Origin of the sequence: Micromonospora antibiotica (assembly GCF_017599305.1) — a bacterium.
GTDB lineage: Bacteria > Actinomycetota > Actinomycetes > Mycobacteriales > Micromonosporaceae > Micromonospora > Micromonospora antibiotica.
This window is the reverse complement of sequence record NZ_JAGFWR010000010.1, coordinates 101,541-126,608: the sequence shown is the minus strand read 5'-3', so window position 1 is coordinate 126,608 and position 25,068 is coordinate 101,541. Positions and strand designations below refer to the sequence as shown.

Annotated in this window: 26 protein-coding genes; 8 read left to right on the top strand and 18 right to left on the bottom strand. The window is 71.2% G+C overall.

What is annotated here, in order from left to right; all coding sequences use genetic code 11:
• Positions 1 to 78: 78 nt before the first annotated feature.
• Positions 79 to 546, bottom strand: a complete 468-nt coding sequence (locus tag JQN83_RS18770) for an FHA domain-containing protein (protein WP_208568423.1) — start codon at positions 544 to 546, stop codon at positions 79 to 81.
• Between the two features lie 193 nt (positions 547 to 739).
• Here JQN83_RS18770 and JQN83_RS18765 point away from each other — a divergent pair, with 193 nt between their 5' ends.
• A complete protein-coding gene (locus tag JQN83_RS18765) occupies positions 740 to 2,239 on the top strand; it encodes an aldehyde dehydrogenase family protein (protein WP_208568422.1) in 1,500 nt (499 codons plus the stop codon).
• A 229-nt stretch (positions 2,240 to 2,468) separates the two neighbouring features.
• On the opposite strand, the gene nucS is transcribed toward JQN83_RS18765, so the two are convergent.
• Positions 2,469 to 3,128 carry an endonuclease NucS gene (gene nucS, locus JQN83_RS18760; RefSeq protein ID WP_208568421.1) on the bottom strand — a complete coding sequence of 220 codons (660 nt, stop codon included), beginning with the start codon at positions 3,126 to 3,128 and terminating at the stop codon, positions 2,469 to 2,471.
• A 71-nt stretch (positions 3,129 to 3,199) separates the two neighbouring features.
• Between nucS and JQN83_RS18755 the strand changes: the two genes are divergently transcribed.
• Positions 3,200 to 3,817 carry a DUF4126 domain-containing protein gene (locus JQN83_RS18755; RefSeq protein WP_208568503.1) on the top strand — a complete coding sequence of 206 codons (618 nt, stop codon included), beginning with the start codon at positions 3,200 to 3,202 and terminating at the stop codon, positions 3,815 to 3,817.
• A gap of 66 nt (positions 3,818 to 3,883) precedes the next feature.
• Here the strand turns inward: JQN83_RS18755 and JQN83_RS18750 are convergent, their stop codons facing one another.
• A complete protein-coding gene (locus JQN83_RS18750) occupies positions 3,884 to 4,480 on the bottom strand; it encodes a hypothetical protein (protein ID WP_208568420.1) in 597 nt (198 codons plus the stop codon).
• A 765-nt stretch (positions 4,481 to 5,245) separates the two neighbouring features.
• Between JQN83_RS18750 and JQN83_RS18745 the strand changes: the two genes are divergently transcribed.
• The 3 genes from JQN83_RS18745 to JQN83_RS18735 all read left to right on the top strand — a co-directional run bounded on the left by JQN83_RS18745 (position 5,246) and on the right by JQN83_RS18735 (position 7,609).
• Positions 5,246 to 5,542, top strand: coding sequence for a DUF1540 domain-containing protein (locus JQN83_RS18745; RefSeq protein ID WP_208568419.1), 297 nt, complete (start codon positions 5,246 to 5,248; stop codon positions 5,540 to 5,542).
• A 325-nt stretch (positions 5,543 to 5,867) separates the two neighbouring features.
• Positions 5,868 to 6,767, top strand: coding sequence for an ABC transporter ATP-binding protein (locus JQN83_RS18740; RefSeq protein ID WP_208568418.1), 900 nt, complete (start codon positions 5,868 to 5,870; stop codon positions 6,765 to 6,767).
• Positions 6,767 to 7,609, top strand: a complete 843-nt coding sequence (locus JQN83_RS18735; protein ID WP_208568417.1) for an ABC transporter permease — start codon at positions 6,767 to 6,769, stop codon at positions 7,607 to 7,609. The genes JQN83_RS18740 and JQN83_RS18735 overlap by 1 nt, the downstream gene beginning before the upstream one ends.
• A gap of 95 nt (positions 7,610 to 7,704) precedes the next feature.
• Here JQN83_RS18735 and JQN83_RS18730 read toward each other — a convergent pair whose 3' ends face one another.
• The gene (locus tag JQN83_RS18730; RefSeq protein ID WP_208568416.1) at positions 7,705 to 8,553 is read right to left on the bottom strand and encodes a 3-hydroxyacyl-CoA dehydrogenase family protein; all 849 of its coding nucleotides are present in this window, start codon (positions 8,551 to 8,553) and stop codon (positions 7,705 to 7,707) included.
• 158 nt (positions 8,554 to 8,711) lie between these two features.
• Entirely contained in the window at positions 8,712 to 10,151 is a 1,440-nt protein-coding gene (gene murA, locus JQN83_RS18725; protein ID WP_208568415.1) for a UDP-N-acetylglucosamine 1-carboxyvinyltransferase, read from the bottom strand.
• Here murA and JQN83_RS18720 point away from each other — a divergent pair.
• The gene (locus JQN83_RS18720) at positions 10,150 to 10,722 is read left to right on the top strand and encodes a cob(I)yrinic acid a,c-diamide adenosyltransferase (RefSeq protein ID WP_208568414.1); all 573 of its coding nucleotides are present in this window, start codon (positions 10,150 to 10,152) and stop codon (positions 10,720 to 10,722) included. The two genes, murA and JQN83_RS18720, sit on opposite strands and share 2 nt — an antisense overlap.
• Complete coding sequence (locus tag JQN83_RS18715; RefSeq protein ID WP_208568413.1) at positions 10,698 to 11,120, top strand: VOC family protein; 423 nt, start codon at positions 10,698 to 10,700, stop codon at positions 11,118 to 11,120. The genes JQN83_RS18720 and JQN83_RS18715 overlap by 25 nt, the downstream gene beginning before the upstream one ends.
• 103 nt (positions 11,121 to 11,223) lie before the next feature.
• On the opposite strand, the gene JQN83_RS18710 is transcribed toward JQN83_RS18715, so the two are convergent.
• The 12 genes from JQN83_RS18710 to JQN83_RS18655 form a co-directional block, all read right to left on the bottom strand.
• Positions 11,224 to 11,679 (bottom strand): DUF2550 domain-containing protein, encoded by a 456-nt coding sequence (locus JQN83_RS18710; protein ID WP_208568412.1) that lies wholly within the window; start codon positions 11,677 to 11,679, stop codon positions 11,224 to 11,226.
• A 12-nt stretch (positions 11,680 to 11,691) separates the two neighbouring features.
• Positions 11,692 to 11,970 (bottom strand): F0F1 ATP synthase subunit epsilon, encoded by a 279-nt coding sequence (locus JQN83_RS18705; RefSeq protein ID WP_208568411.1) that lies wholly within the window; start codon positions 11,968 to 11,970, stop codon positions 11,692 to 11,694.
• Between the two features lie 134 nt (positions 11,971 to 12,104).
• On the bottom strand, positions 12,105 to 13,355 hold the full coding sequence (locus JQN83_RS18700) for an LCP family protein (RefSeq protein WP_307799428.1): 1,251 nt from the start codon (positions 13,353 to 13,355) through the stop codon (positions 12,105 to 12,107).
• A gap of 219 nt (positions 13,356 to 13,574) precedes the next feature.
• Positions 13,575 to 15,032 (bottom strand): F0F1 ATP synthase subunit beta, encoded by a 1,458-nt coding sequence (gene atpD / locus JQN83_RS18695; RefSeq protein ID WP_208568410.1) that lies wholly within the window; start codon positions 15,030 to 15,032, stop codon positions 13,575 to 13,577.
• A complete protein-coding gene (locus tag JQN83_RS18690) occupies positions 15,032 to 15,961 on the bottom strand; it encodes a F0F1 ATP synthase subunit gamma (protein WP_208568409.1) in 930 nt (309 codons plus the stop codon). Before JQN83_RS18690 ends, atpD begins: the two co-directional genes overlap by 1 nt.
• Positions 15,962 to 15,970: 9 nt before the next feature.
• Entirely contained in the window at positions 15,971 to 17,614 is a 1,644-nt protein-coding gene (gene atpA / locus JQN83_RS18685; protein ID WP_208568408.1) for a F0F1 ATP synthase subunit alpha, read from the bottom strand.
• A gap of 87 nt (positions 17,615 to 17,701) precedes the next feature.
• Positions 17,702 to 18,523, bottom strand: coding sequence for a F0F1 ATP synthase subunit delta (locus tag JQN83_RS18680; protein WP_208568407.1), 822 nt, complete (start codon positions 18,521 to 18,523; stop codon positions 17,702 to 17,704).
• Positions 18,523 to 19,062, bottom strand: coding sequence for a F0F1 ATP synthase subunit B (locus tag JQN83_RS18675; RefSeq protein ID WP_208568406.1), 540 nt, complete (start codon positions 19,060 to 19,062; stop codon positions 18,523 to 18,525). Before JQN83_RS18675 ends, JQN83_RS18680 begins: the two co-directional genes overlap by 1 nt.
• A gap of 29 nt (positions 19,063 to 19,091) precedes the next feature.
• Positions 19,092 to 19,325, bottom strand: a complete 234-nt coding sequence (locus tag JQN83_RS18670; protein ID WP_067312849.1) for an ATP synthase subunit C-like protein — start codon at positions 19,323 to 19,325, stop codon at positions 19,092 to 19,094.
• Between the two features lie 137 nt (positions 19,326 to 19,462).
• Positions 19,463 to 20,260 carry a F0F1 ATP synthase subunit A gene (atpB, locus tag JQN83_RS18665; protein ID WP_208568405.1) on the bottom strand — a complete coding sequence of 266 codons (798 nt, stop codon included), beginning with the start codon at positions 20,258 to 20,260 and terminating at the stop codon, positions 19,463 to 19,465.
• Positions 20,261 to 20,271: 11 nt separating this feature from the next.
• Entirely contained in the window at positions 20,272 to 20,508 is a 237-nt protein-coding gene (locus tag JQN83_RS18660) for an AtpZ/AtpI family protein (protein WP_208568404.1), read from the bottom strand.
• A 178-nt stretch (positions 20,509 to 20,686) separates the two neighbouring features.
• A complete protein-coding gene (locus tag JQN83_RS18655) occupies positions 20,687 to 21,112 on the bottom strand; it encodes a hypothetical protein (RefSeq protein WP_208568403.1) in 426 nt (141 codons plus the stop codon).
• Between the two features lie 135 nt (positions 21,113 to 21,247).
• Between JQN83_RS18655 and JQN83_RS18650 the strand changes: the two genes are divergently transcribed.
• Positions 21,248 to 22,708, top strand: coding sequence for an SDR family oxidoreductase (locus tag JQN83_RS18650; protein ID WP_208568402.1), 1,461 nt, complete (start codon positions 21,248 to 21,250; stop codon positions 22,706 to 22,708).
• 6 nt (positions 22,709 to 22,714) lie between these two features.
• Here the strand turns inward: JQN83_RS18650 and JQN83_RS18645 are convergent, their stop codons facing one another.
• Positions 22,715 to 24,835 carry a transglycosylase domain-containing protein gene (locus JQN83_RS18645; RefSeq protein WP_208568401.1) on the bottom strand — a complete coding sequence of 707 codons (2,121 nt, stop codon included), beginning with the start codon at positions 24,833 to 24,835 and terminating at the stop codon, positions 22,715 to 22,717.
• Positions 24,836 to 25,068: the final 233 nt, after the last annotated feature.

The following is a 25,068-nucleotide window of genomic DNA, read 5'->3' as shown; positions in this document are numbered from 1 at the left end:
AGCGCCGTCGAACCCGAGGCGGCAACCGGGCAGGCCGGCCCGGCGGCGGAAGCCCGGCGGTCGGCCGTGTCACCGCGGTCAGGTGTCGACGCCACGTACCGCCGCAACGGGGCGACCGGCCACGGCGTCGGCCGGGCCGGGGGCACGCGGCGGCAGCGGCAGCGTGGGCCGGTGGTCCCGACGGCCGCCGATGCCCCCGGTGAAGCTCAGGCCGACCGGGTCGGTGGTGGCCAGCCCGGGGTCGAAGTAGCGCAGCTCGGTACGGCCCAGCCGGATCACGTCGCCGTCGGTGAGCGGCTCGGCGTCGGTGATCCGCCGGTCGTTGAGCCAGGTGCCGTTGGTCGACCCCAGGTCGACCAGGACCACCCCGTCCTCGGTCAGCCGCACCTCGGCGTGCCGCCGGCTCAGGTGCGCGTCCGCCACCGGGATGTCGACGTCCGGCGCCCGGCCGATCACCTGCGGTCGGGGCCGGACGCGGAAACTCGCCCCCCGCATCGGCCCGCCGGCCACCGTCAACAGCGGCATCAGTTCCGGATGATCCTGCATGGACAGTCAGCTCCCCATCCGCCGTCGCCTCGCGCCCAGCCTGCCAGCTCCGCGTGACCAGCTCACCACCCGCCCGGCCACCTCCGCGACCCCTGGCGGACATCGACCGTCCACCGAACAGGCGGCGGCGGAAGCAATAGACGAGCAGCACTCACAACTACCAGCCGGTAGCTTCCGGGTCTAGACTTCCGCCATGACGGCTGTACAGGTCCCGGGTGCCCCGGTAATCAGCGATGGTCAGTTGATTTCGACCAGCCCGGCCACCGGCGCGGAAGCCGGCAGGCTGCCGGTCGCCACCGCCGAGGAGGTGCAGCGCGCGGTCGACCGCGCCCGCACGGCCGGGCAGTGGTGGGCCGGGCTCGGCTTCGACGGCCGCCGGACGCGCCTGCTGCGCTGGCGGGCCCTGCTCGCCCAGCGGATCGAGGAACTGGCCGAACTGCTCCACGTCGAGGGCGGCAAACCGGTCGGTGACGCGGTCGTCGAGATCCTCACCGCCATCGAGCACATCGACTGGGCGGCCCGCAACGCCCGCCGGGTGCTGGGGCCGCGCCGGGTCCGGTCCCGGTTGATCCTGGCCGAGTTCTCCGGCCACCTGGAATACCAGCCGCACGGCGTGGTCGGGGTGATCGGCCCGTGGAACTACCCGGTCTTCACCCCGGTCGGCTCCGCCGCGTACGCGCTGGCCGCCGGCAACGCGGTGGTCCTCAAGCCCAGCGAGTACACCCCGGTGGCCGGGCAGTGGCTGGTCGACGCGTTCGCCGAGGTGGTGCCGGAGCAGCCGGTGTTCACGGCGGTGCACGGCCTGGGCGACGTCGGCGCGGCACTGTGCCGCTCGGGCGTCGACAAGGTGGCCTTCACCGGCTCCACGGCGACCGCCCGTGCGGTGATGGCGGCCTGCGCCGAGTCGCTGACCCCGGTGCTGCTGGAGGCCGGTGGCAAGGACGCGATGATCGTGGACGCCGACGCCGACCTGGACGCCGCCGCCGACGCCTGCGTCTGGGGCGCGCTCACCAACGCCGGCCAGACCTGCATCGGCATCGAACGGGTCTACGCGGTGGCACCGGTCTACGACGAGTTCGTCGCCCGGGTGGTCGCCCGCGCCGAACGGCTGACCGTCGGCGCGGACTCCGCCGACCTCGGCCCGATCACCATGCCGAGCCAGCTCGACGTGATCCGCCGGCACATCGACGAGGCCATCGCCGCCGGGGGGCGGGCGGTGCTGGGTGGCCCCGCCGCCGTCCAGCCGCCGTACGTGCATCCGACGGTGCTGGTGGACGTCCCCGAGTCCGCCTCGGCCATCCGCGAGGAGACGTTCGGCCCGACCGTGACCATCAGCCGGGTCGCCGACGCCGACGAGGCCGTACGCCGGGCCAACGCCCTGCCGTACGGCCTGGGGGGTTCGGTGTTCGGTCGGCGCGACGCGGTGGCGATCGCCCGGCGGCTGCGGTCGGGGATGGCGTCGGTCAACTCGGCGCTCACCTTCGCCGGGATGTCCACGCTGCCGTTCGGCGGGGTGGGCGACTCGGGCTTCGGCCGGATCCACGGCGAGGACGGGCTGCGCGAGTTCGGGCGGGCCAAGTCGGTCACCCGACGGCGGGCCCGGTCGTTGCTGCCCTCGATGACCTTCGAGCGGACCCCGACCGACGTGGCCCGCCTCGTCAAGGTCGCCAAGGCGCTCTACGGCCGCCGCTGACCGACCGCACGGGCGGTGCCCGGGCCGCACAGGCGGTGCCGGGCCGCACAAAGCAGGCCGCACAGCGCAACACCGGCCGCACGGGCGGTGCCGGGCCGCACAAAGCAGGCCGCACAGCGCGACGCCGGCCGCACGGGCGGTGCCGGGCCGCGCGGGGTGCGGGAGTGCTGGCCACCGCGGCCGCGTGCCCGGCGGGGCGGTGGTGCCCGCAGCGCGCCGACGCCTGTGGTCAGAACAGGGTCAGCTCGTCGCGCACGATGCCCCGCAGCCGGTCGTAGTCGACGACCACGCAGCGGATGCCCCGGTCGGTGGCGAGGACCCGGGCCTGCGGTTTGATCTCCTGAGCGGCGAAGACACCGGCCACCGGGGCGAGCAGCGGGTCCCGGTTCATCAGTTCGAGGTAGCGGGTGAGCTGCTCGACGCCGTCGATGTCGCCACGCCGCTTCACCTCGACGGCGACCGCGCCGGAGTTGGCGTCCCGGCAGAGCAGGTCGACCGGGCCGATCGCGGTCATGTACTCCCGCCGGACCAGGGTGAAGCCCTCCCCCAGCGTCTCCGGGTTGGCGGCCAGCAACTCCTGCAGGTGCGCCTCGACGCCGTCCTTGCGCAGCCCCGGGTCGACGCCCAGCTCGTAGGAGGTGTCCTGGAAAATCTCCGCCAGGGTGATCCGCAACTCCTCGCCGGCCTTGTTGACCACCCGCCACACGCCGGGGGCCTCCTCCAACCGACAGGGTGGGCTCATCCAGTTCAACGGCTTGTACGCCCGGTCGTCGGCGTGGATCGACACCGACCCGTCCGCCTTGACCATGAGCAGGCGGGTGGCCAGCGGCAGATGCGCCGAGAGCCGTCCGACATAGTCCACCGAGCACTTCGCAATCACCAGACGCACCCGACGAGGGTAGCCGAGGACCGGCCGTTCACCGTCGCGCGGCACTGGCGTGCCGGTGCGATGCTGAGATGGTGCTCGAAGTCCTCACCGGTACCGGTCTCGCCGCCTCGGCGGGCCTCAACGCCTACATCCCCCTGCTCACCATGGGTCTGCTCGCCCGCTACACCAGCCTGATCGACCTGCCCAGCGGCTGGCAGTGGCTGGGCAACGGGTGGGTACTGGCGATCCTCGCCGCACTGCTCGCAGTCGAGGTCGTCGCCGACAAGGTGCCCGTGGTCGACCACGTCAACGACGTCGTGCAGACGGTGGTCCGGCCCACCGCCGGCGGGCTCGCCTTCGGCGCCGGTTCGGGCTCCGAGACGGTGACGGTCAGCGACCCGGGCGGGTTCTTCTCGTCCCACCAGTGGGTGCCGGTGGCCGCCGGGGTCGCCATCGCGCTCGGCGTACACCTGTTCAAAGCGGCGGCAAGGCCGGTGGTCAACGCGACCACGGCGGGCTTCGGCGCACCGGTGGCCAGCACCGCCGAAGACGCGACCAGCGTGCTGATGTCCCTGGTGGCGATCATCCTGCCGGTGCTGGTGCTGGCCTTCCTGCTGGGCATGGTGGCGTTCGTGGTCTGGTTCCTGCGGCGACGCCGGGAACGCCGCCGGGACCGCGAGGCGGCCCGCGCCGCCGGCTACCGGGTCTGACCCGCCGCCGCACACGCCGATGGCCGGCACCCCGCGTGGGGTGCCGGCCATCGTGTCGTACGCGGGTCAGCTGTTCCAGTGCTGGGCGACGAGGTCGGCGGCCTGCTGCTCCCACTGGGCGTAGTGGTCGGGGTACGCCGACACCTGCACCGTCTGGGCGGCCTTGGTCAGGGGCATGTCCTGCCAGCCGTCGACCTGCTTGAGGCCCTTGAGGAACGCCAGGGTGGCGTACTCGGGGTCGGTGATCTGCTCGACGGTGCCCCAGCCGCTGGACGGGCGCTGCTGGAACAGGCCCTGCGAGTCGTGGTCGTTACGGTCGCCGAGGTGGCCCAGGTTCTCCAGCTTCGACTCCTGCAGGCTGGTCGCGATGGACACGACCGCGGCCCGCTCGTCCATGCCGGCCTTCTTCGTCGCCGCGATGATGGCCTTGACGTTGCCGGTCTGCTCGTCGTTCAGGTCGATGCGGGACTGCTCGCCCTGCACACCGTGCGGGATCAGCTTGGCCTTGTCCACGGCCGGCTTGTCGGCCTGCACCACGGCCACGGTGTGGTCGGTGGCGGTCGACTCGGCGGTGCCGTGGTTCAGCGGGCCGGCGGCCAGACCACCGGCGACGGCCAGACCGGCGATACCGAGAACACTCTTACGCAGAATGGTGGTCTTCATGGGGGATGCTCCTTCGAGGGGGTCGACGCCACCCGACCGGTCGGGGGACCGGAACACCGGCGGAACCGGTGGAGGGGGCGTAAGCACCACGACGAGGCGCTCATGAGGGAGAAGTCGTCGGTCTCCGGCGGGCCCTGCCGCCCACGCCGGAACCAGATGTAACGACCGGGGGTCCCGCATCATTCCGGGGCGCCCACCCACTTCCGGGCTGGCCGGGCGGGGTGCTGCTGCGGTCGTACAGAGGGTGTAACGACCGCTGGCCGGCCAGCATTCCGCCGCGGGGGTGCCGCCGGTCACGGGACACCCCCGCCCGGTCGCCCCCACACCGGACACCGGTGACGCCCCGACCGCACCGAACCGGACATCCAGACCAGATGCAACGCCCACAACCGGCCGACCGCAGACCCGCCCACCCGGCCCCACCCACCCCGACCCACCCAACAGGCCCCCGCCGGCCCCGCCCCGCCGAGCCGCCCCACCGGCCCCGCCCCGCCGGCCCCGCCCCGCCGGCCCCGCCCCGCCGGCCCCGCCCCGGTGATCAAGAGGTTTGCGTCATCGAGAGCGCTCTCCCTGCCGCAATTCTCTTGATCACCGGGGCAAAAGGGCGGGGCGGAAGGGCGAGGCGGGCAGGACGGGCGGGGGCGTCGGGGTGAGGGGAGGGGGCCACGGGATGGGCTTCCTACGGGGGGATCAGTGGTGGAACGGCTCGCGCCTGCCGGAACGATGCCTACCATTTGTGGCATATCTACCGAAAGTGAGGTTGTCATGACCGCAGCGCTGGAAATGCCCCGGGTTCAGGAGTGCGCGGCTTCGTCCTGCGCCTACAACCACACCAACGACTGCCACGCGTTCGCCATCACCATCGGCAGCACCGACCATGCCCACTGCCACACCTTCGTGGAGCTGCCGGTACGTGGCGGCCTCGACCGGCTGATCGCCCAGGTCGGCGCGTGCAGCCGGGCCGACTGCCAGCACAACGCCGAGCTGGAGTGCCGCGCCCCGGCGATCACCGTCGGCCCCGACAACGACCTGGCCGACTGCATGACCTACCAGCGCCGCTGACCGGCCGCCATCGGGGCCGGGGCCACACGCCCCGGCCCCGGCCCCGGCCCAGGTCCAGGTCCCGGCACCGGCGGCCATGCCCGGCACCGCCGAATATCGCCGGCACCGCCGGATATCCCTCGCACCGCCGGACATCCCCTGGCCCGGCCGGCCACGCCCCGACCGGCCACGCCCCCGGCCGGCCACGCCCCCGACCGGCCACGCCCCCGACCGGGCAGCACCCCACCGGCCCGCACCCGGGCGAGCGGGCCGCCTTGATGTGCCCCGACCGGCACCGGAGACCCCGGACCGCCGCGCCGGGCGGCCTGGTCGCACACTGGACGCCATGGAAGACGAGCTCGCGATCTCCGTACGGGGACTGCGCAAGGCGTACGGCGACAACGTCGCGGTGGCGGGGGTGGACCTCGACGTCCGCCGGGGCGAGGTGTTCGCCCTGCTCGGCCCCAACGGCGCGGGCAAGACGACCACGGTGGAGATCCTGGAGGGCTACCGGCAGCGCGACGCCGGTGAGGTGAGCGTGCTCGGCAGCGATCCCGGGCTCGTCCTCGGGTCGAGACCGCGGGGATCGCGGGGATCGTCGCGCACGCCCCGACGCGGGGCGGCCGACTGGCGTTCCCGGGTCGGCATCGTGCTCCAGGGCACCGGCGAGTTCGACGAGCTGACCGTGGCCGAGGTGGTGCGGCACTTCTCCGGCTTCTATCCCGAGGCGGACGACCCGGACAGGGTCGTCGAGCGGGTGGGGCTGGGTGCCAAGGCCAACGCCCGCACGCACACCCTCTCCGGCGGGCAGAAGCGACGGCTCGACGTGGCGCTGGGCATCATCGGCCGCCCCGAGCTGCTCTTCCTCGACGAGCCCACCACAGGTTTCGACCCGGAGGCGCGACGCGAGTTCTGGGAACTGATCCGGGACCTCGCCGCCGCCGGCACCACCATCGTGCTCACCACCCACTACCTGGACGAGGCCGAGTCGCTCGCCGACCGGGTCGGGGTGATCGCCGCCGGCCGGGTGATCGAGGTGGCCCCGCCGAACCTGCTCGGCAACCGCCAGGACGCCCTGGCGACGGTCTCCTGGCGTACGCCGGACGGGACGCCGGAGACGGCGCAGAGCGCGACGCCGACGGCGCTGGTGGCGGAGCTGGCCGCGCGTTTCGGTGGCGAGGTGCCCGGCCTGACCGTGACCCGGCCGACCCTGGAAGACGTCTATCTGAGCATGATCGGACACTGATGACGACCACCACCAGGCCGGGGAACCCGGTCGCCGCCGGCAGTCGACGGCTCGGGCCGGGCGCACTCGCCCTGCGCCAGGGCCGGTTGGAGATCACCCAGTTCCTGCGCAGCCGGGAGTCCGTCGTGTTCACGATGGGCTTCCCGATCATCATGATCCTGATCTTCGCGTCGATCTTCGACGGGACGATCGGCGGCGGGGTGAAGTTCACCCAGTACTTCATCACCGGCATGATCGCGACCGGCCTGATGACGGTGAGCTTCCAGAACCTCGGCATCTGGATCCCGATCGAACGGGACCGGGGCGTGCTCAAGCGCTACCGCGGCACCCCGATGCCCAAGTGGGTCTGGTTCGCCGGCAAAGTGATCATGGTGGTGGCGATCGGCGTCGCCGAGACCGCGCTGCTGCTGGCCGTCGCCGTGGCGCTGTTCGACCTCGACCTGCCGGCCACCGCCGCCAAGTGGTTCACCTTCGGCTGGGTCGCCGTGCTCGGGGTGACCGCCTGCACCCTGTGCGGCATCGCCATCTCGTCGCTGGCCCGCACCGCACGCAGCGGCTCCGCCGTGGTCACCCCGGTCTCCCTGGTGCTCCAGTTCATCTCCGGGGTGTTCTTCGTCTTCACCGACCTGCCCACCTGGATGCAGCAGGTGGCCGCGCTCTTCCCGCTGAAGTGGATGTGCCAGGGCCTGCGCGCGGTGTTCCTGCCGGAGAGCTTCGGCGCCCAGGAACCCGGCGGTTCCTTCGAGCTGGGCCGGGTCGCCCTGGTCCTCGCCCTGTGGTGTGTGATCGGCCTGGTCCTCTGCCTGACCACCTTCCGCTGGACCACCAAGCGCGACGGCTGATCCGCCACCCCGGCCGGCGTGCTCGACGCGGTTGTGCCGATACTGCGGTGTCCGTCGACGGGAGACCGCAGTATCGGCGACCGTGCGCCCCGGGATCAGTAGGAGTAGAAGCCCTGGCCGGTCTTGCGGCCCAGGTCCCCGGCGGTGGCCATCCGCTGGAGCAGCTCCGGCGGGAAGAACTTCTCGTCGGCGGTGTCGGTGTAGATGTTCTTCGTGGCGTTCAGCAGGACGTCCACGCCGGTCAGGTCGACCGTGGCCAGCGGGCCCATGGCGTGACCGAAGCCCAGCTTGCAGGCGGTGTCCAGGTCCTCGGCCGACATCACCCCGGACTCGACCAGCTTGACCGCCTCCATGGCCAGCGCGCAGATCAGCCGGGTGGTGACGAAACCGGCGATGTCCCGGTTGACCACCACCACCGTCTTGCCGATCTCCTCGGCGAACGCCTTCGCCGTGGCGAGCGTCGCATCGCTGGTCTTGTAGCCACGGACCAGCTCGCAGAGCTTCATCATCGGCACCGGGGAGAAGAAGTGGGTGCCCACCACCGACTCCGGCCGCTCGGTGGCCGTGGCGATCTGGGTCACCGGAATGGCCGAGGTGTTGGTCGCGAGCACCGCGTCGGACTTGCAGATCTTGTCCAACGCACGGAACACCTCGTGCTTGATTTCGATCTTCTCGAAGACCGCCTCCACCACGATGTCCGCGTCGGCCGCCGCCTCCAGCTCGGTGGTCGGGGTGATCCGGGCCAGGGTCGCCTCGACCTCGGACGGGTCGATCTTGCCCTTCTCGGCGAACTTCGCCAGCGACTTCCGGATGCCGTCCAGCCCCCGGGTGGTGGCCGCGTCGTCCACGTCCCGCAGGGTCACCTGCCACCCGGCCTGCGCCGCCACCTGGGCGATGCCGGAACCCATCAGCCCGGCCCCGACGACCGCGAGTCGACCCGCCATCTGCTTCTCCCTCGCTGCGATTGAGTGTCTGCCAGCACCCTAGTCGGCGAGCCTGAACGACCGCTAAGCCCCCGACCCGGGCCGGGCGAGCTCGGGCGGCAGGTCAGCGCGGGTCAGATGGCGCAGGGTCAGATGGCGCAGGGTCAGGTGGCGCGGGGTCAGATGGTCAGCTCCGGGGCCTCCGGGGCGGTGCCGCGTTCCACCTTCACCCCGAGCGCCCGCAGGTCGGCCACGAAGTCCGGATAGCCCCGGTCCACGTGGTGCACGTGCGAGACCTCGGTGACGCCGTCCGCGCAGAGCCCGGCGATGATCAGCCCGGCACCGGCCCGGATGTCGGTGGCGCGTACCGGGGCACCGGAGAGCCGGTCCCGACCCCGTACCACCGCGTGGTGACCGTCGGTCTTGATGTCGGCGCCGAGCCGGGTCATCTCGTTGGCGAACATGAACCGGCCGTCGAAGATGTTCTCGGTGATCAGCGACGCCCCGTCGCTGACCGCCGCCAGCCCGATCGCCATCGGCAGCAGATCGGTGGCGAAACCCGGGTAGGGCAGGGTGACCACGTCGACGGCGGTGGGCCGGTCGTCGGCGCGTACCCGGAAGGCGTCGCCCCGGGTCTCCACCAGCGCGCCGGCCGACACCAACTTGTCCAGCGCGACCTCCAGACAGGCCGGGTCGATCCCGGTGACCGTCACGTCCCCCCGGGTCATCGCCGCACCGAACGCCCAGGTGCCGGCCACGATCCGGTCCCCCACCGTGGCGTGGCGCACCGGGTGCAGCGCAGGCACCCCGGCGATACGCAGGGTGGAGCTGCCGCAGCCGGAGATCCGGGCGCCCATCCGGTTGAGCATGGTGCAGAGGTCGACGATCTCCGGCTCCCGGGCCGCGTTGTCGATCACGGTGACGCCCCGGGCCAGCACCGCCGCCATCACCAGGTTCTCGGTGGCCCCCACGCTGGGGAAGTCCAGCATGATCTCGGCACCCCGCAGGCCGTCCGGGGCGGCGGCGATGACGAAACCGTGCTCCCCGGAGACGTCCGCACCCATCCGGGCCAGGCCGGCGATGTGCATGTCCAGGCCCCGGGAACCGATCGCGTCCCCGCCCGGATGCGCCACCCGCACGTACCCCCGGCGGGCCAGCAACGGGCCCAGCACGCAGATCGACGCCCGCAGCCGCCGTACCAGGTCGTAGTCGGCGTCCGCACCGGGCTGTTCGGGTACGTCGATGACGACCGACCGGGACCGGGCCTGCCCGCCGTGGCCGACCATCGGGTCCACCGGGTCGTCCGCCTCGAACCGCACCAGGCAGCCGAGCCGGCGCAGCACCTCGCCCATGATGGCGATGTCGGTGATCCGGGGGACGTTCGTGATGACCGTCCGTCCCGGTGCCAGCAGCGCCGCCGCCATCAGCTTCAACGCCGAGTTCTTCGCCCCGACGACGTGCACCGTGCCGGCCAGCCGGGCGTCCCCGCCGACCCGGATCACCTCGACGTCGTCGACCGCCGGGTCACCGGCGTCACCCGGCCCCACCCCCGCCGGCCACCCGGTCGGGGCCGGCCGGGCCGGGATCGTCAGGTCCGGTATCCGTAGGCTGTGCGTCATGGCCGTCCACCTCACGCGCATCTACACCAAGGCCGGCGACGCCGGCATGACCAGGCTGAGCAACAACGAGCAGGTGCCGAAGACCGATCCCCGGATCGCCGCGTACGCGGATGTCGACGAGTGCAACGCCGCGCTCGGCGTGGCGCTCGCCCTGGGGCAGCTCGACGACGGGCTTCGGGCCGTGCTGGAGTCGATCCAGAACGATTTGTTCGACGTCGGCGCCGACCTGGCCACCCCCGTCGAGCCGGACCCGGCGTACCCGCCGCTGCGGGTCACCGAGGAGTACGTCGAACGCCTCGAAGGCTGGTGCGACGAGTACAACGGGCGACTGGGCAAGCTCGACTCCTTCATCCTCCCCGGCGGCACCGCAGGCGCGGCACTGCTGCACGTGGCACGGACGATCGCCCGGCGCGCCGAACGGACGGCCTGGGCCCTGGTCGCCCACGATCCGGATCGCACCAGCTCCCTTCCGGCAAAGTATCTCAACCGCCTCTCCGACCTGCTGTTCATCCTGTCAAGAACGGCCAATCCGGGCGGCGATGTGCTATGGGTGCCGGGCGGCAAGCGCTGAGCACGGGCGGGCTGCACCACGTCGAGGTCTGGGTGCCCGACCTGGCCGCCGCGCAGCGGAGCTGGGGCTGGCTGCTCGGTGCGCTCGGCTGGACGCCGTACCAGGACTGGCCGGCCGGTCGGTCCTGGCGGCACGGCCCGACGTACCTGGTCATGGAGGAGTCCCCGGCGCTGTCGGGGCGGATCCACGACCGGCTCGCCCCGGGCCTCAACCACCTGGCGTTCCACGCCGGTCCGCCGGACGCGGTGGACCGGCTGGTGGCTGCCGCACCGGCCCACGGCTGGACGCTGCTCTTCGCCGACCGTCACCCGCACGCCGGTGGCCCGGACAGCTACGCCGGCTACCTCACCGACGAGCAGGGGTACGAGGTCGAGCTGGTCGCCGCCACGCAACCGTAGGACCACCGGTCAGGCGGCGGGCATCAACGGTCCCGACGGCGCGCAGCCCTCCGGTCCCGGCGCACCTGGCCGGGCGCGATCCCGATGGCCGGGCCGGCCCGGGTCAGGCGGCGGGCCAGTCCTGGGACGCCATACGTGGCGAGGCCGCCCCGGGCGGGGCGGCCTCGAGCCAGGAGGAGAATCCGGTCACCGTGGAGCGGGCCATGGCGATCTCGACCGGCGCGTGTTGACTGGTACAGCGGAGGATCACCCAGTCGGACGGCATGGAGAGCCGTTCCTGTCCCTCGGGGAGACGCCGTCGTTCCACCACCAGCTCCTTGCGGGAGAGCACCCGCTTGGGCCGGAGGGCGAAGCTGAACATCCGGTACCACCGCAGTTGGTCGCCGACGAAGCGGGCGAAGCCCGGGGACCAGCCCCGACCGTCCAACACGGTGGTGACCCGGACGCTCAACCGGATGATGCCGCCGCTACGGGTGACCAGTGCCCGCCGCACGAAGAGGATCAGGACCGCGACCAGGATCACCGCGATGCCGATTGCGATCCCTTCGACGATCTCCATCGGCGGGTGGGCTCAGCGGGCCGGAGTGGCCGGGGTGGCGCTCTCGGCGAGCACTGTCACGCTCTCCGCGCCGACCGACAGGAATCCGCCGGTGATGTCGTAGGCGACCTGCTGGCCGCCGGCCTGCTTGATCCGGATCTGGCTGGGCTCGGCGAGCTGGCCGAGCAGCGGCGCGTGCCCCGGCAGCACACCCAGCTCGCCCTCGGTCGTGCGGGCGACGACCATCTCGGCCTCGCCGGACCAGACCTTCTCCTCGACGGCTACGAGGTCGACGTGAAGCTGCTGTGCCACGCTGTCTCCTTGCTGCGGCGGCGGATTGTCGAAAGTCTAGTCGGAGCATGGTGACCTACCCAACGCGGGTGCCGAGACGTACGCCACCACCCGGCGTGTCGGCTGGCCGGGTGGTGGCGTCGGCATCTGGCGGATCACTTGGCCTTGTTACGGAACTCCGGGTGCTCCAGCAGGAAGGCGTCCAACTTCTCGTTGCCGAGGGCGGTGAAGAAGTCGTCGGCGACGGGCAGCAGCCGCTCGCCCCGGTAGCCGTTGCCGGTGCCGATCCCCTCCCCCGGCAGCTTGATCAACTCGACGTTCTCCGAGCGGATGCCCTTGAGCGCGATGGCGAAGTCGACCACGCTGCTGCCCCGGCCATTGAAGGTCAGCGACTGACCGGCGGCCCGGATCACCCGGTCCAGCTTGATCGGGTTGGTCACCACGTCGGCGCTGAACGCCTGGCTGACCATCGCCTTGATGAACTGCTGCTGGTGGCGCTGCCGGCCGTAGTCGGCGTCGGGAACACCGTTGCGGGGGTAGCGCTGCCGGACGTAGTCCAGCGCCTGCCAGCCGTTGAGGTGCTGGTTGCCCTTCTTGTAGACCGCCTGCGGCCCGATGTAGCCCTCGCCGTACGGGTTGCCCTTGCGGTGCTTGCCGTTCGGCTCCCGGTGCTCGGACTTGACCTGACGCTCGATGTACATGTCGACGCCGCCCATCGCGTCGACGATCTTCTGGAAGCCGGTGAAGTTGATGATCGCCCCGGCGTCGAACCGCTCGATCCCGGTCGCCTTCTGCACGGTCTTGGCGAGCAGTTCGAAGCCCTGCGGGGCGCTGGGGTTCTTGCCCTCCACGATGCTGCCGAACGACATCGCCGCGTTGATCTTGCCGGAGCCGCCCCGGTAGCCGGCCTTGTCGAACTTGGGGATGTCGACGTAGAGGTCGCGCGGAACGGAGAAGATGTACGCCTGCTCCAGCGACTCCGGCACGTGCAGCACCATGATCGAGTCGGCCAGCGGCGGGGTCTTCGCGTCGCGGGGGTCGATCCCCACCAGCAGGATGTTCAACGGGCCCTTGACGTTGCTCTTGCGCTCCTGCGCCCCGGCCGCCTTGTCACCGAAGAGGTCGGCCTTGCCCACCGAGCCCTCGTAACGCGACAGCAGCGTCTCGTAGCCCACCAGGACCGCGCCGCTGAGCATCAGCAGCACGACCCCGAAGATGGTGCACACGCGCGCCCAGCGGGGCACCCCGGACCAGATCGACCGCCTGCCGCTCTTGCCGGTCCTACCGACCGCGCCGGTCTCACCAACCGTGCCGGCCCTGCCGAACCCGCCGCCCTTACCGTCCCTGTCGCCCTTGCCGGCCTTGCCCACCAGCAGCTCCATTCGTCGCGCACGGGGACTCGTCACGAGGATTCGTCACGCCCACGAAGAGGAGACGGGCGTACCCGGTCGAAAAGTTGCATCGCGTCGACACCCGAACCCGAGAGTCGTTCTCGAAACGGTACCCCGTCTCCCGACCAGTCCTGCGCCCGGTAACCGGACACCGGCCCCCAGCAGGCACGACAACGGCCGAAGGCCACCCCGGCTCGCGCCGGGGTGGCCTTCGTGGGACGACTGTCGAGGGGCTCAGCCCTCCGACATCAGCTCCTTCGCCTTGCGCTCCAGGTCCTCCAGACCACCGCACATGAAGAAGGCCTGCTCGGGGAAGTGGTCGTACTCACCCTCGCTGATCTTCTTGAACGCCTCGATGGTCTCGGCGATCGCGACCGTCGAGCCCGGCACACCGGTGAACTGCTCGGCGGCGTAGGTGTTCTGGGAGAGGAAACGCTCGATCCGGCGGGCCCGGCCGACGGTGAGCTTGTCCTCCTCGGACAGCTCCTCGATGCCGAGGATCGCGATGATGTCCTGGAGGTCCTTGTAGCGCTGGAGGATGCGCTTGACCTCGGTGGCCACCGTGAAGTGCTCCTCGCCGACGAACTCCGGGGCGAGGATCCGGGACGAGGACGCCAGCGGGTCCACGGCCGGGTAGATGCCCTTGTCGGAGATCGACCGCTCCAGGTTGGTGGTCGCGTCCAGGTGGGCGAACGTGGTGGCCGGCGCCGGGTCGGTGTAGTCGTCGGCGGGCACGTAGATCGCCTGGAGCGAGGTGATGGCCTGGCCCCGGACGGAGGTGATCCGCTCCTGGAGCTCGCCCATCTCGTCGGCCAGGGTCGGCTGGTAACCCACCGCGCTCGGCATCCGGCCGAGCAGGGTGGAGACCTCGGAACCGGCCTGGGTGAAGCGGAAGATGTTGTCGATGAAGAGCAGCACCTCCTGCTTCTTGACGTCCCGGAAGTACTCGGCCATGGTCAGCGCCGACAGCGCCACCCGCAGCCGGGTGCCCGGCGGCTCGTCCATCTGGCCGTAGACCAGCGCGGTCTTGTCGATGACGCCGGACTCGGTCATCTCGGCGATGAGGTCGTTGCCCTCACGGGTGCGCTCACCCACGCCGGCGAAGACCGAGGTGCCACCGAAGTTCCGGGCCACCCGGGTGATCATCTCCTGGATGAGCACCGTCTTGCCCACGCCCGCGCCGCCGAACAGGCCGATCTTGCCGCCCTTGACGTACGGGGCGAGCAGGTCGATGACCTTGATGCCGGTCTCCAGCATCTCGGTCTTCGGCTCCAGGTCCGCGAAGGCCGGGGCCTTGCGGTGGATGCCCCACCGGTCGTCCGCGTCGAGCGTCTCGCCCTCGGTGAGGTTGAGGCACTCGCCGATGGCGTTGAAGACGTGGCCCTTGACGGCGTCGCCCACCGGGACGGTGATCGGGGAGCCGGTGTCGACCACCTCGGCACCCCGGACCAGACCGTCGGTCGGCTGCATGGAGATGGCGCGGATCAGGTTGTCACCCAGGTGCTGGGCGACCTCCAGGGTCAGCGTCTTCTCACCACCGGAGAGGTTCACCTCGACGTGCAGGGCGTTGAACAGGGCCGGCATGCCGTCGCGCGGGAACTCGGCGTCGACGACCGGGCCGATGACCCGAACCACGCGACCGGTGGCCGTCCTGGTCTCTGCCGGTCCCCCGGCAACTGCGGATACAGTCATCACACTTCACTTCCCGACGCGGCCAGCGCGTTCGCGCCGCCGACGATCTCACTGATCTCCTGGGTGATCCCGGCCTGGCGGGCCGAGTTCATCTCACGCGTGTACTTCTCGATCATCTCTTCGGCGTTGTCGGTGGCGCTCTTCATCGCCCGCCGCCGGGCCGCCGACTCGCTCGCCGCCGACTCCAGCAACGCCGCGTAGATCCGCGTGTTGATGTACCTCGGCAACAGCGCGTCGAGCAGCGACTCCGCCTCCGGCTCGAACTCGTACGCCGGCAGCAGCCCCTCGGAGCGCGGCCGGTCCTCGACCTGCATCGGACCGATGATCTTCGTGACCGGGTTCTGGGTCATCAGGCTGTGGAACTCGGTGTAGACGATGTGCAACTCGTCGATGCCGAGCACGCCGTCCGGCCCGGCGTCACCGTCGGTGTCGTCGGCACCGGCGGTGAACGCCGCGATCAGCGTCTCACCCACCTCACGGGCGTCGGCGAAGGTGGGCTGCTCCGAGAAGCCGGTCCAGTTCGCCGCGATCTCCCGGTTGCGGAACCGGTAGAACGTCAGGCCCTTGCGCCCGATGACGTAGAGCACCGGCTCCTTGCCGTCGGCGGTGAGCCGGGCGATCAGCGACTCGGCGGTCCTGATCGCGTTGGAGCTGTACCCACCGGCCAGGCCCCGGTCGGAGGTGACCAGCAGGACGCCGGCCCGCCGCACCCGCTCGCGCGGGGTGAGCAGCGGGTGGTCGATCCGGGCGTTCGAGGCCAACGCCGTGAGCACGCCGGTGATCGCCTGGGCGTACGGCAGGGACGCCGTCACCCGGGCCTGGGCCTTGGCGATGCGGCTCGTCGCCACGAGCTCCATCGCCTTGGTGATCTTCTTCATCCCCTTCGCCGAACGGATCCGTTGACGAAGAACGCGTACCTGGGCCGCCATGACTCAGCCCTACTGCTTCTCGGCGTCGCCGCCGGCGTAGCGGGTGACCGTCTCGCGGTCGGCCTCACCCTCCAGCGGCTTGGCGGGCGCGTCGTTGACCCGGTGCTCGTCGGCCTTGCCGAGGAAGACCTGCTTGAACTCGGCGATGGCCGCGTCGAGCGAGGCCGCGATGTCGTCGCCCCACTTGCCACCGGCGATCGAGGCCAGCACGCCCTCGTGCTTGTGCCGCAGGTACTGGAGGAACTCCGACTCGAAGCGACGGACCTCACCGACCGGGACGTCGTCCAGCTTGCCCTCGACGCCGGACCAGACCGAGACGACCTGCTCCTGCACCGGGTACGGCGAGTAGTTCGGCTGCTTGAGCAGCTCGACCAGCCGGGAACCCCGGTTCAGCTGGGCCTGCGAGGCCTTGTCCAGGTCGGAGGCGAAGGCGGCGAACGCCTCCAGCTCACGGAACTGGGCCAGGTTGAGCCGCAGCGAACCGGAGACCTTCTTCATCGGCTTCATCTGCGCGGCGCCACCGACCCGGGAGACCGAGGTGCCGACGTTGATGGCCGGCCGGACGCCCTGGTTGAACAGGTCGGACTCCAGGAAGATCTGGCCGTCGGTGATGGAGATGACGTTGGTCGGGATGAAGGCCGAGATGTCGTTGGCCTTCGTCTCGATGATCGGCAGGCCGGTCATCGAGCCGCCACCCAGCGCGTCGGAGAGCTTCGCGCAGCGCTCCAGCAGGCGGGAGTGCAGGTAGAAGACGTCACCCGGGTACGCCTCACGGCCCGGCGGGCGACGCAGCAGCAGCGACACGGCCCGGTACGCCTCGGCCTGCTTGCTCAGGTCGTCGAAGACGATCAGGACGTGCTTGCCGCCGTACATCCAGTGCTGCCCGATGGACGAGCCGGTGTACGGGGCGAGGTACTTGAAGCCGGCCGGGTCGGACGCCGGGGAGGCCACGATGGTGGTGTATTCCAGCGCGCCCGCGTCCTCCAGGATGCCCTTGATCGAGGCGATCGTGGAGGCCTTCTGGCCGATGGCGACGTAGATGCAGCGGACCTGCTTCTTCGGGTCGCCGGAGCGCCAGTTGTCCCGCTGGTTGAGGATGGTGTCCAGCGCGACGGTGGTCTTGCCGGTCTTCCGGTCGCCGATGATCAGCTGCCGCTGGCCCCGACCGATCGGGGTCATCGCGTCGATCGCCTTGATGCCGGTCTGCAGCGGCTCGTCGACGGACTGCCGGGACATCACGTTCGGGGCCTGGAGCTCCAGCTCGCGGAAGCCCTCGTCGGCGATGTCGCCGAGGCCGTCGATCGGCTGGCCGAGCGCGTTGACCACGCGGCCGAGGAAGGCGTCGCCGACCGGGACGGAGAGCACCCGGCCGGTGCGCTTGACGCGCTGCCCCTCCTCCAGCTTGGCGGAGTCACCGAGAACGACGACACCGATCTCCCGGACGTCGAGGTTCAACGCCACGCCGAGCGTGCCGTCCTCGAACTCCAGGAGTTCGTTGGTCATGGTCGAGGGCAGGCCCTCGACGTGGGCGATGCCGTCACCGGTGTCGGCGACGGTGCCGACCTCCTCGCGGGAGACGTCGGTCGAGTAGGAGGAGACGTAGCGCTCCAGGGCGCCGCGGATCTCCTCCGTCGAGATGGTCAGCTCGGCCATCCTCTGCTTCCTTAAAATTCAGGGGCCCGGGATACCTAGTACCGACCGGTCCGAATGGCGTCGATCAAAGGGCGGCGAGGCCGCTGGTCAGCGCTGCACGAGCGCGTTGCGGGTCTCGTTGAGGCGGCGCAGGACGGTGCCGTCGTACAGGTCGGAACCGACCCGCACGCTCACCCCACCGAGCACCTCCGGGTCGACCGTCTGCTTGACGGAAACCTCTCGACCGTACATCGCGGAGAGGCGGGCACCGAGCCGTCGCTCGTCGGCCTCACTCAACGGGGCAGCCACGGTCACGTACGCGACCTGGCGGTCCCGCCGGTCGGCGGCCAGCTCGACCAGCCGGGTGAGCGCCCCGGTGAAGGAGCGTCCCCCGAACCCGCCGAGAGCCACCTCGACGAGGCGGACGGTGACCGGACGGGCCTTGCCGGCGAGCAGTTCCCGGGCCAGCGCGGCCCGCTGCCCGGCCGGGGCGATCGGGTCGGCCAGCGCCGCGGAGAGCGCGGACTGACCGGTGACCACCTGGCCGAAACGGAACAGCTCGTCCTCGACCTCACCGAGGTCGCCGGCGGAGTCGGCGCTGGCCAGCAGCGCCTCCACCCCGAGCCGCTCGGTGCCGTCGAGCAGCTCCGACGGTGCCGACCAACGGCCGGCGACCAGGCCGGACAGCAGGTCGAGCGCGTCCGCGCCGATCTTGCCGGCCAGGATGCCGGTGAGCAGCGCCGCACGGTCGTCGCCGCTGCGGGCCGGGTCGGACAGCGCCCGGCGCAGCCGCGGCTCACCCCGCAACAGGGCGGCGACGGCGAGGATGTCGTCGGCGGTGGAGGCCACCACCGACGGCTCCGCACCGCGGACGTACGCGTCGAGGCGCTCGGCCGCGATCGCGTACGACTCCCGGCTGGCGGCCTGCATCAGCGGGCCCCCGTGCTCTCGAGGTTGCTCAGGAACCGGTCGACGGTGCCCTTGCGGCGGGCCTCGTCGGCCAGCGACTCCCCGACGATCTTGCTGGCCAGGTCGACCGCGATGGTGCCCACCTCGGTACGCAGCTCGCGCACGATGGTGGCCCGCTCCGCGGCGAGCTGTTCCTTGCCGGCCGCGATGATCCGGTCGGATTCCTCCCGCGCCTTGCCGAGGATGTCCTGCCGGATGCCCTCCGCGTCGGCCCGGGCGTCGTCCCGGATCTTGGCAGCGTCGGTACGCGCCTCGGCGAGCTGCGCGCGGTACTGCTCGAGGAGCTGGTTGGCCTCGGCCTGGGCGGCCTCGGCGCGCTTGATGCCGCCCTCGATCGCGTCGACCCGGGCCTGGAACGTCTGTTCCATGCGGGGGAAGACGAACTTCATCAGGACGAAGCAGAGTACGGCGAAGGCGACGCTGCCGACCACGATCTCCTGCCAGATCGGGATGATCGGGTTGTGCGTCGACTCACCACCCTCAGCGGCGAGGAAGTACATGGATGACCTCCTGGTCTGCGGGGACTGGGTCAGCCGGCCCAGATGAAGCCGAAGGCGATGCCCAGCAGCGCGAGCGCCTCGATGACGGCGAAGCCGATCCAGACGTACGGCAGGGTCATCCGGGACGACTCCGGCTGGCGGGCGGTCGACTGGATGTAGGCGGCGAAGACCAGGCCGACGCCGATGCCCGGGCCGATGGCGGCGAGGCCGTAGCCGATGGCGGCGGTGCTGCCGGTGACCTCGGCGAGAACGCTAGCGTCCATGGGTGTGGTTCCTCCTGGGTATCTCGCGTGACTCTCACGCGGGACGACAACGGGTTGATGCGGTGGACCAGTGCTCGCACGCTGGCGAGCCCCCGCCCGGTGGACCAGTGCTCGCTCGCGAGCCCCCGCCCGGTGGATCAGTGCTCGTCGGCGAGCGCGCCCTGCACGTAGCTTGCGGTGAGGACGGTGAAGACGTATGCCTGCAGGCAGATGACCAGGAACTCGAGGAAGGTGAGCGCGATGGTCATCACCCAGGACAGCACCGAGACCGGCGCCAACCAGGCGTTGGCGCTGATCATCGCGAAGCCGCCGAGGGTGAAGACCAGCAGCAGCATGTGCCCGGCGAACATGTTGGCGAACAGACGCACGGCCAGCGAGAACGGCCGGACGATGAAGGTCGAGAAGAGCTCGATCGGGATCAGCAGCGGCAGGATGAACCAGGGTGCCGGCGGAACCAGAGAGTTCTTGAAGTACTTCACGAAGCCGTGCTGCCGGATGCCGATGTAGTTGAACAGCACGTAGCTGATCACCGCGAGGATCGCCGGGAAGGCGATGTGCGAGTTCGGCGAGATCTGGAACAGCGGCACGATCGCGAAGAAGTTGGTCAGCAGGACGAAGCAGAAGAGCGTGGTGAAGTACGGCGCGAACCGCACCCCCCGGTGCCCGAGCATGTCGACCGCGATGTTGTTGCGGACGAAGCCGTAGATCGACTCGGCGAGCCACTGCTTCTTGGTCGGGACCAGCTGCGGCTTCCGGTAGGTCGCCAGGAAGAAGATGATCAGGATGCCGGCCGCGACCCAGACCATCGCCGTGATCTTCGTGAACCAGTACGAGTCGTGCGCACCCCAGGGCAGGATGCTGGGCAGGTAGAAGTCCTCCACGCTGGGTGGGAATGCCGCCTGGCCCGCTGCCAGGACGTTCGCCTGTCCGAACACCGCGTCCCTTCCTAAGTAGGCGTGCCGAGCCGACGGACGACCAGGATGATCCCCCCGGCCATGCCGAGCACGACACCGATCCCGGTGGCGATGCCGCCGGAGTCGAGCCACTGGTCGACCAGCCAGCCGATGAAACCCCAGACGAGCATGCCCCCGATGAGGTACGAGAGCGCGGTCCAGCCCTGACCGGCGCCGGTCGGAACGTCGTCCGGACCGCCGGTGGGTTGGGGGGTTTGGTCACCAGCCATGACGGGGCGAACGATATCAGTCGGGAAGACGAGGCTGTGCCTCACCCCCCGCACAACCGTCGTTGTGTGGGCATCAGGCGGGCTCCATCGTCTGGGGGCACGCTACTCCCCTTCGGCCAGTGAGAGAATGACCGCACGCCGACAGTCGCCCACCCGTCCACCATGTGGGACGCCCGGTTCACGGTCGACGGGAATTCCCGCTGCTCAGCCACCAGATGTGCACTCCGGTCCAGACCGCCACGCCGGCGGCAATGCCGACACACAGCGGCACCAGGCCGTCCCAGCCGGTCGACGCCACCGCCACCATCACCACCCCCAGCAGGGTGAACTTGGCGATGTACAGGCCCAGCCCGAGCGGCAGCACCAACTGCGGGTTGATCGCGTCGGCCCAGGCCAGCACCACTGTGGTCAGGGTGTAGCTGAGCACGGTCACCGCCACCCCGGCCGCCGCGCCCGCCGCCGCGGCCCCGCCGCCGGTCAGCCCGCCGACCACCGCCGCGACCGCCCCCAACACCGCCGAGGCGGCCAGCAGCACCGGCAGGTGGCGCAACCGCCAGCCGCGTTCGTCGGCCACCTCCGGCGCGCGTACCCCCGGCTCAGCCACGCGGTCCCACCGGATCGCCGACCAGCCTGACCAGCTGCGGACCGGCGGCGTCGAGCCGGTCGGCGGCCGGCACCCACCAGGTGTGCTTCACGTTCTCCACAGCGAAAGAGTCTACGGAGCCGCACACTGGTGACCGTGAGATGCCTCGTCACCGGCGCGACCGGGTACATCGGCGGACGGCTCGCGCCCCGCCTGATCGCCGAGGGGCACCAGGTGCGCTGCCTGGCCCGCAAGGCCGGTCGGCTGCGCGACGTGCCCTGGGCGGCCCGCGCCGAGGTCACCGAGGGGGACCTGCGCAAACCCGAGACGCTGACAGCCGCTTTCGCCGACGTCGACGTCGCGTACTACCTGGTGCACTCGCTCGGGCAGGGCGACTTCGAGGCCGCCGACCGGGAGGCCGCCACCAACTTCGCCGCAGCCGCCGCGGCAGCCGGCGTACGCCGCATCGTCTACCTCGGTGGGCCGGAGCCGGCGGGCGGCGACAGCGTGTCGTCGCCGCACCTGCGGTCCCGGGCCGAGGTGGCCCGGATCCTGCTGGCCGGCGACGTACCCACGGTGGTGCTGCGGGCCGCCGTGATCATCGGGTCCGGGTCGGCCTCGTTCGAGATGCTGCGCTACCTCACCGAACGGCTGCCGGCCATGATCACCCCCCGGTGGGTCCGCAACCGCATCCAGCCGATCGCCGTCCGGGACGTGCTGCGCTACCTGGTCGGCTGTGCCACCCTGCCACCCGAGGTGGACCGGGCCTTCGACATCGGTGGGCCGGACGTGCTCACCTTCCGGGAGATGATGCAGCGCTACGCGCAGGTCGCCGGCCTACGCCGCCGGATCATCGTGCCGGTCCGCCCGCTCACCCCGTCGCTCTCCTCGCACTGGGTGGGGCTGATCACCCCGGTGCCGAACGCCATCGCCCGGCCCCTGGTCGAGAGCCTGATCCACGAGGCGGTGACGCACGAACACGACATCGCCCGCTGGTTGCCCGACCCGCCGGGCGGGCTGACCGGCTTCGACGACGCCGTCGCGCTGGCCCTGACCAAGGTGCGCGACGCCGAGGTGGAGACCCGCTGGTCCAACGCGAGCGGCCCGGACGCGCCGGCCGAGCCGCTGCCGTCGGACCCGGACTGGTCCGGTGGCACGGTCTACACCGACGTACGGGAACGTGAGGTCGACGCCCCACCGGGCGCGCTCTGGCGGGTCATCGAGGGCGTCGGCGGCGAACACGGGTGGTACTCGTTCCCGCTCGCCTGGTCGGTGCGCGGCTGGCTGGACCGACTGGTCGGCGGGGTCGGACTGCGTCGGGGCCGACGCGACCCGCACCACCTCCAGGTCGGTGAGGCGCTGGACTTCTGGCGGGTGGAGGAGATCGTCCCCGGCGAGCTGCTGCGGCTGCGCGCCGAGATGCGGCTACCCGGTCGGGCCTGGCTGGAGCTGCGCGCCGAGCCGGCCGGCGCGGGCCGCAGCCGGTACGTCCAACGCGCCGTCTTCCTCCCCCGCGGCCTGCCCGGTCACCTCTACTGGCACTCGGTGGCACCCTTCCACGCCGTCATCTTCGGCGGCATGGCCCGCAACATCGCCAACCACGCCCCCACCCGCTGACCCCGCTCAGTTGCCGGTACGGGGGGCCGGGGCGGGGCGGTAGGTGATCGACTCGCCGGGTGGGACGAAGTCCCGGACCGGGGCATCGGCCAGGGCGGCGAACAGGATGCGGCCCACCGCGTCGACCATCCGGGACTGGACGGCGGCACCGACGGCGTCGCGCGGGTCGTCCGGGTTGGCGGCGATCTGGGCCACCGCGAGCTGCGGGGTGAAAGCCACCACCGACTCGGTCTCGTTCCGCTCCGAACTGCCGGTCTTGCCGGCCACCGGGCGACCCAGCCCCGTCCGGAGCTTCTCCGCCGTGCCACCGTCGCAGCGGCGGTACATCGACTGGTCGCCGACCGGGCAGCGGGCCGCGTCGGCGGCGGCCCGGGCCACCTCGGTGTCGACCACCTGCCGGCAGTCGGGCCGACCGGCGGCCACCTCATTCCCGGCGTTGTCCCTGATCGACACGACCGGCAGCGGCGCACACCAGGTCCCCTCGGCGGCCACCGTGGCGTACGCGTTGGCCAGGTCGAGCGGGGTGGTGGAGGAGACCCCCAGGGTGAACGCCCCCCAGTCGCGGGCCCCGGACCGGGCCAGTTCGGCGTCGTCGGCGGCGCGGAACCGGATGCCCAGCCGCTCGGCCATCTCCACCACCCGCTCCGCGCCGACCTGCTCGGTGAGCCAGGCGAAGTAGGTGTTCACCGAACGGCCGAAGGCGGTCCACATGGTGCGGTAGCCGTCCATCCACTCGGGGGTGGCGTTGGCCGGGCACCACCGGCCGCCGCAACTGGACCGGGCGTCGTCGGTCGGGAAGCGGGTCACGATCCGGCTGGGCGCGATGAAACCCGTCTCCAGGGGCCGCCCGGACTCCAGGGCGGCCAGCAGGGTGAACAGCTTGAACGTCGAGCCGGCCTGGTAACCCTCGATGCCGCCGCCACCGGCGATCAGCTGGTTGACCGTGTTCGGATAGTTCCGCTGCCCGGCCGGGTTGGGGGTGACGCTGTAGTGGCGGTTCACCGCCAGGGCGAGCACCCGCCCGGTGCCGGGCTGGACCACCGCCACCGGCGCCGCCCGGGGATCGTCGACGTCGTAGATGTCGGTCGCCTGGCGGACGGCGGAACGCTGCACGGCCGGGTCGAGCGAGGAGACGATCCGGAAGCCGCCCCGGCGCAGGTTGTCCTGCCGTTCGGCGGCGGTGGCGCCGAAGGCGGGCTGGTCGCTCCACCACTGGGTGAACCAGTCGCAGAAGAAACCCCAGTCGTTGCGCTGCTCGGGCACGGCGGTGCAGTCGTTCGGCGTCCGGCTGGGGCGCAACGTCAGCGGCGCGTCCCGGGCCACCGCCGCGTCCTGCGCCGGCACCTGGGCCAACGCCACCATCCGGTCCAGCACGTACGAGCGGCGGGTCAGCGCCGCGTCGGCGTCGCCGTTGATCGGATCGTCGGTGTCCGGGGAGCGGACCAGCCCGGCCAGCAGCGTCGCCTGGGCCAGGGTCAGCCGGGCCGGGGTGGTGGAGAAGTACCGCTTGGCCGCCGCGGCGATGCCGTACGCCCCGGCACCGAAGTACGCGATGTTGAGGTAGCGGGTGAGGATCTCGTCCTTGGTCAGTTCCCGCTCCAGCGCCAGGGCGTACCGCATCTCCTGGAGCTTGCGGGCGGTGCTGATCTCGGTGGCCTTCTTCCGCTGCTCCTTGGTCAGCCGGGGATCGCTGCTGAGCACGTTACGGACGTACTGCATGGTCAGCGTGGAGGCACCCTGCCGGGCCCGGCCGTCGCGCTGGTTGGCGGTGAAGGCCCGGACCACGCCCCGCACGTCGACACCCCGGTGCTGGTAGAACCGGGCGTCCTCGGCGGCCACGATCGCCTGCCGCATCACCGGGGCGACCTTGGCCAGCGGCACGTCCACCCGGTCCTCGGTGTAGAACGAGGTGATCAGGGTGACGCCGTCGGCGGCGTAGAGGGTGGAGCGTTGGGCGGTGGGTGGGGTGCGCAGCGTGTTGGGCAGCTCGGCGTAGGAGGACGCCAGCCCGCCGAAGCCGATGCCGAACACCAGGGCGAGCGGCAGGGCGGCCGCCGCCAGCACCAGACCGGCGAGCACGCCGGCGATCAGCACGGTGAACACCTTGTCGAGGTGGGCCCGGATCATCAGTGCTCCCCGCAGGAGTCGTCAGGACCCGTTCAGCATGACCCGCAAAACCACCCGAACTCTCATCTTTCCCCGAAACCGGAGGAAGATCGCGAGAAGGACACGGCGCGCACTGCGGGACACGCCGCACCCATCACCCGCAGGAGACCGGCACCGCCACCCGCCGCAACCGGCGCGGCCGGGAGTCCGGCGCCCCGCCCGGAAGCCGGCGCAGCGAGAAGACCGGAAGCCGG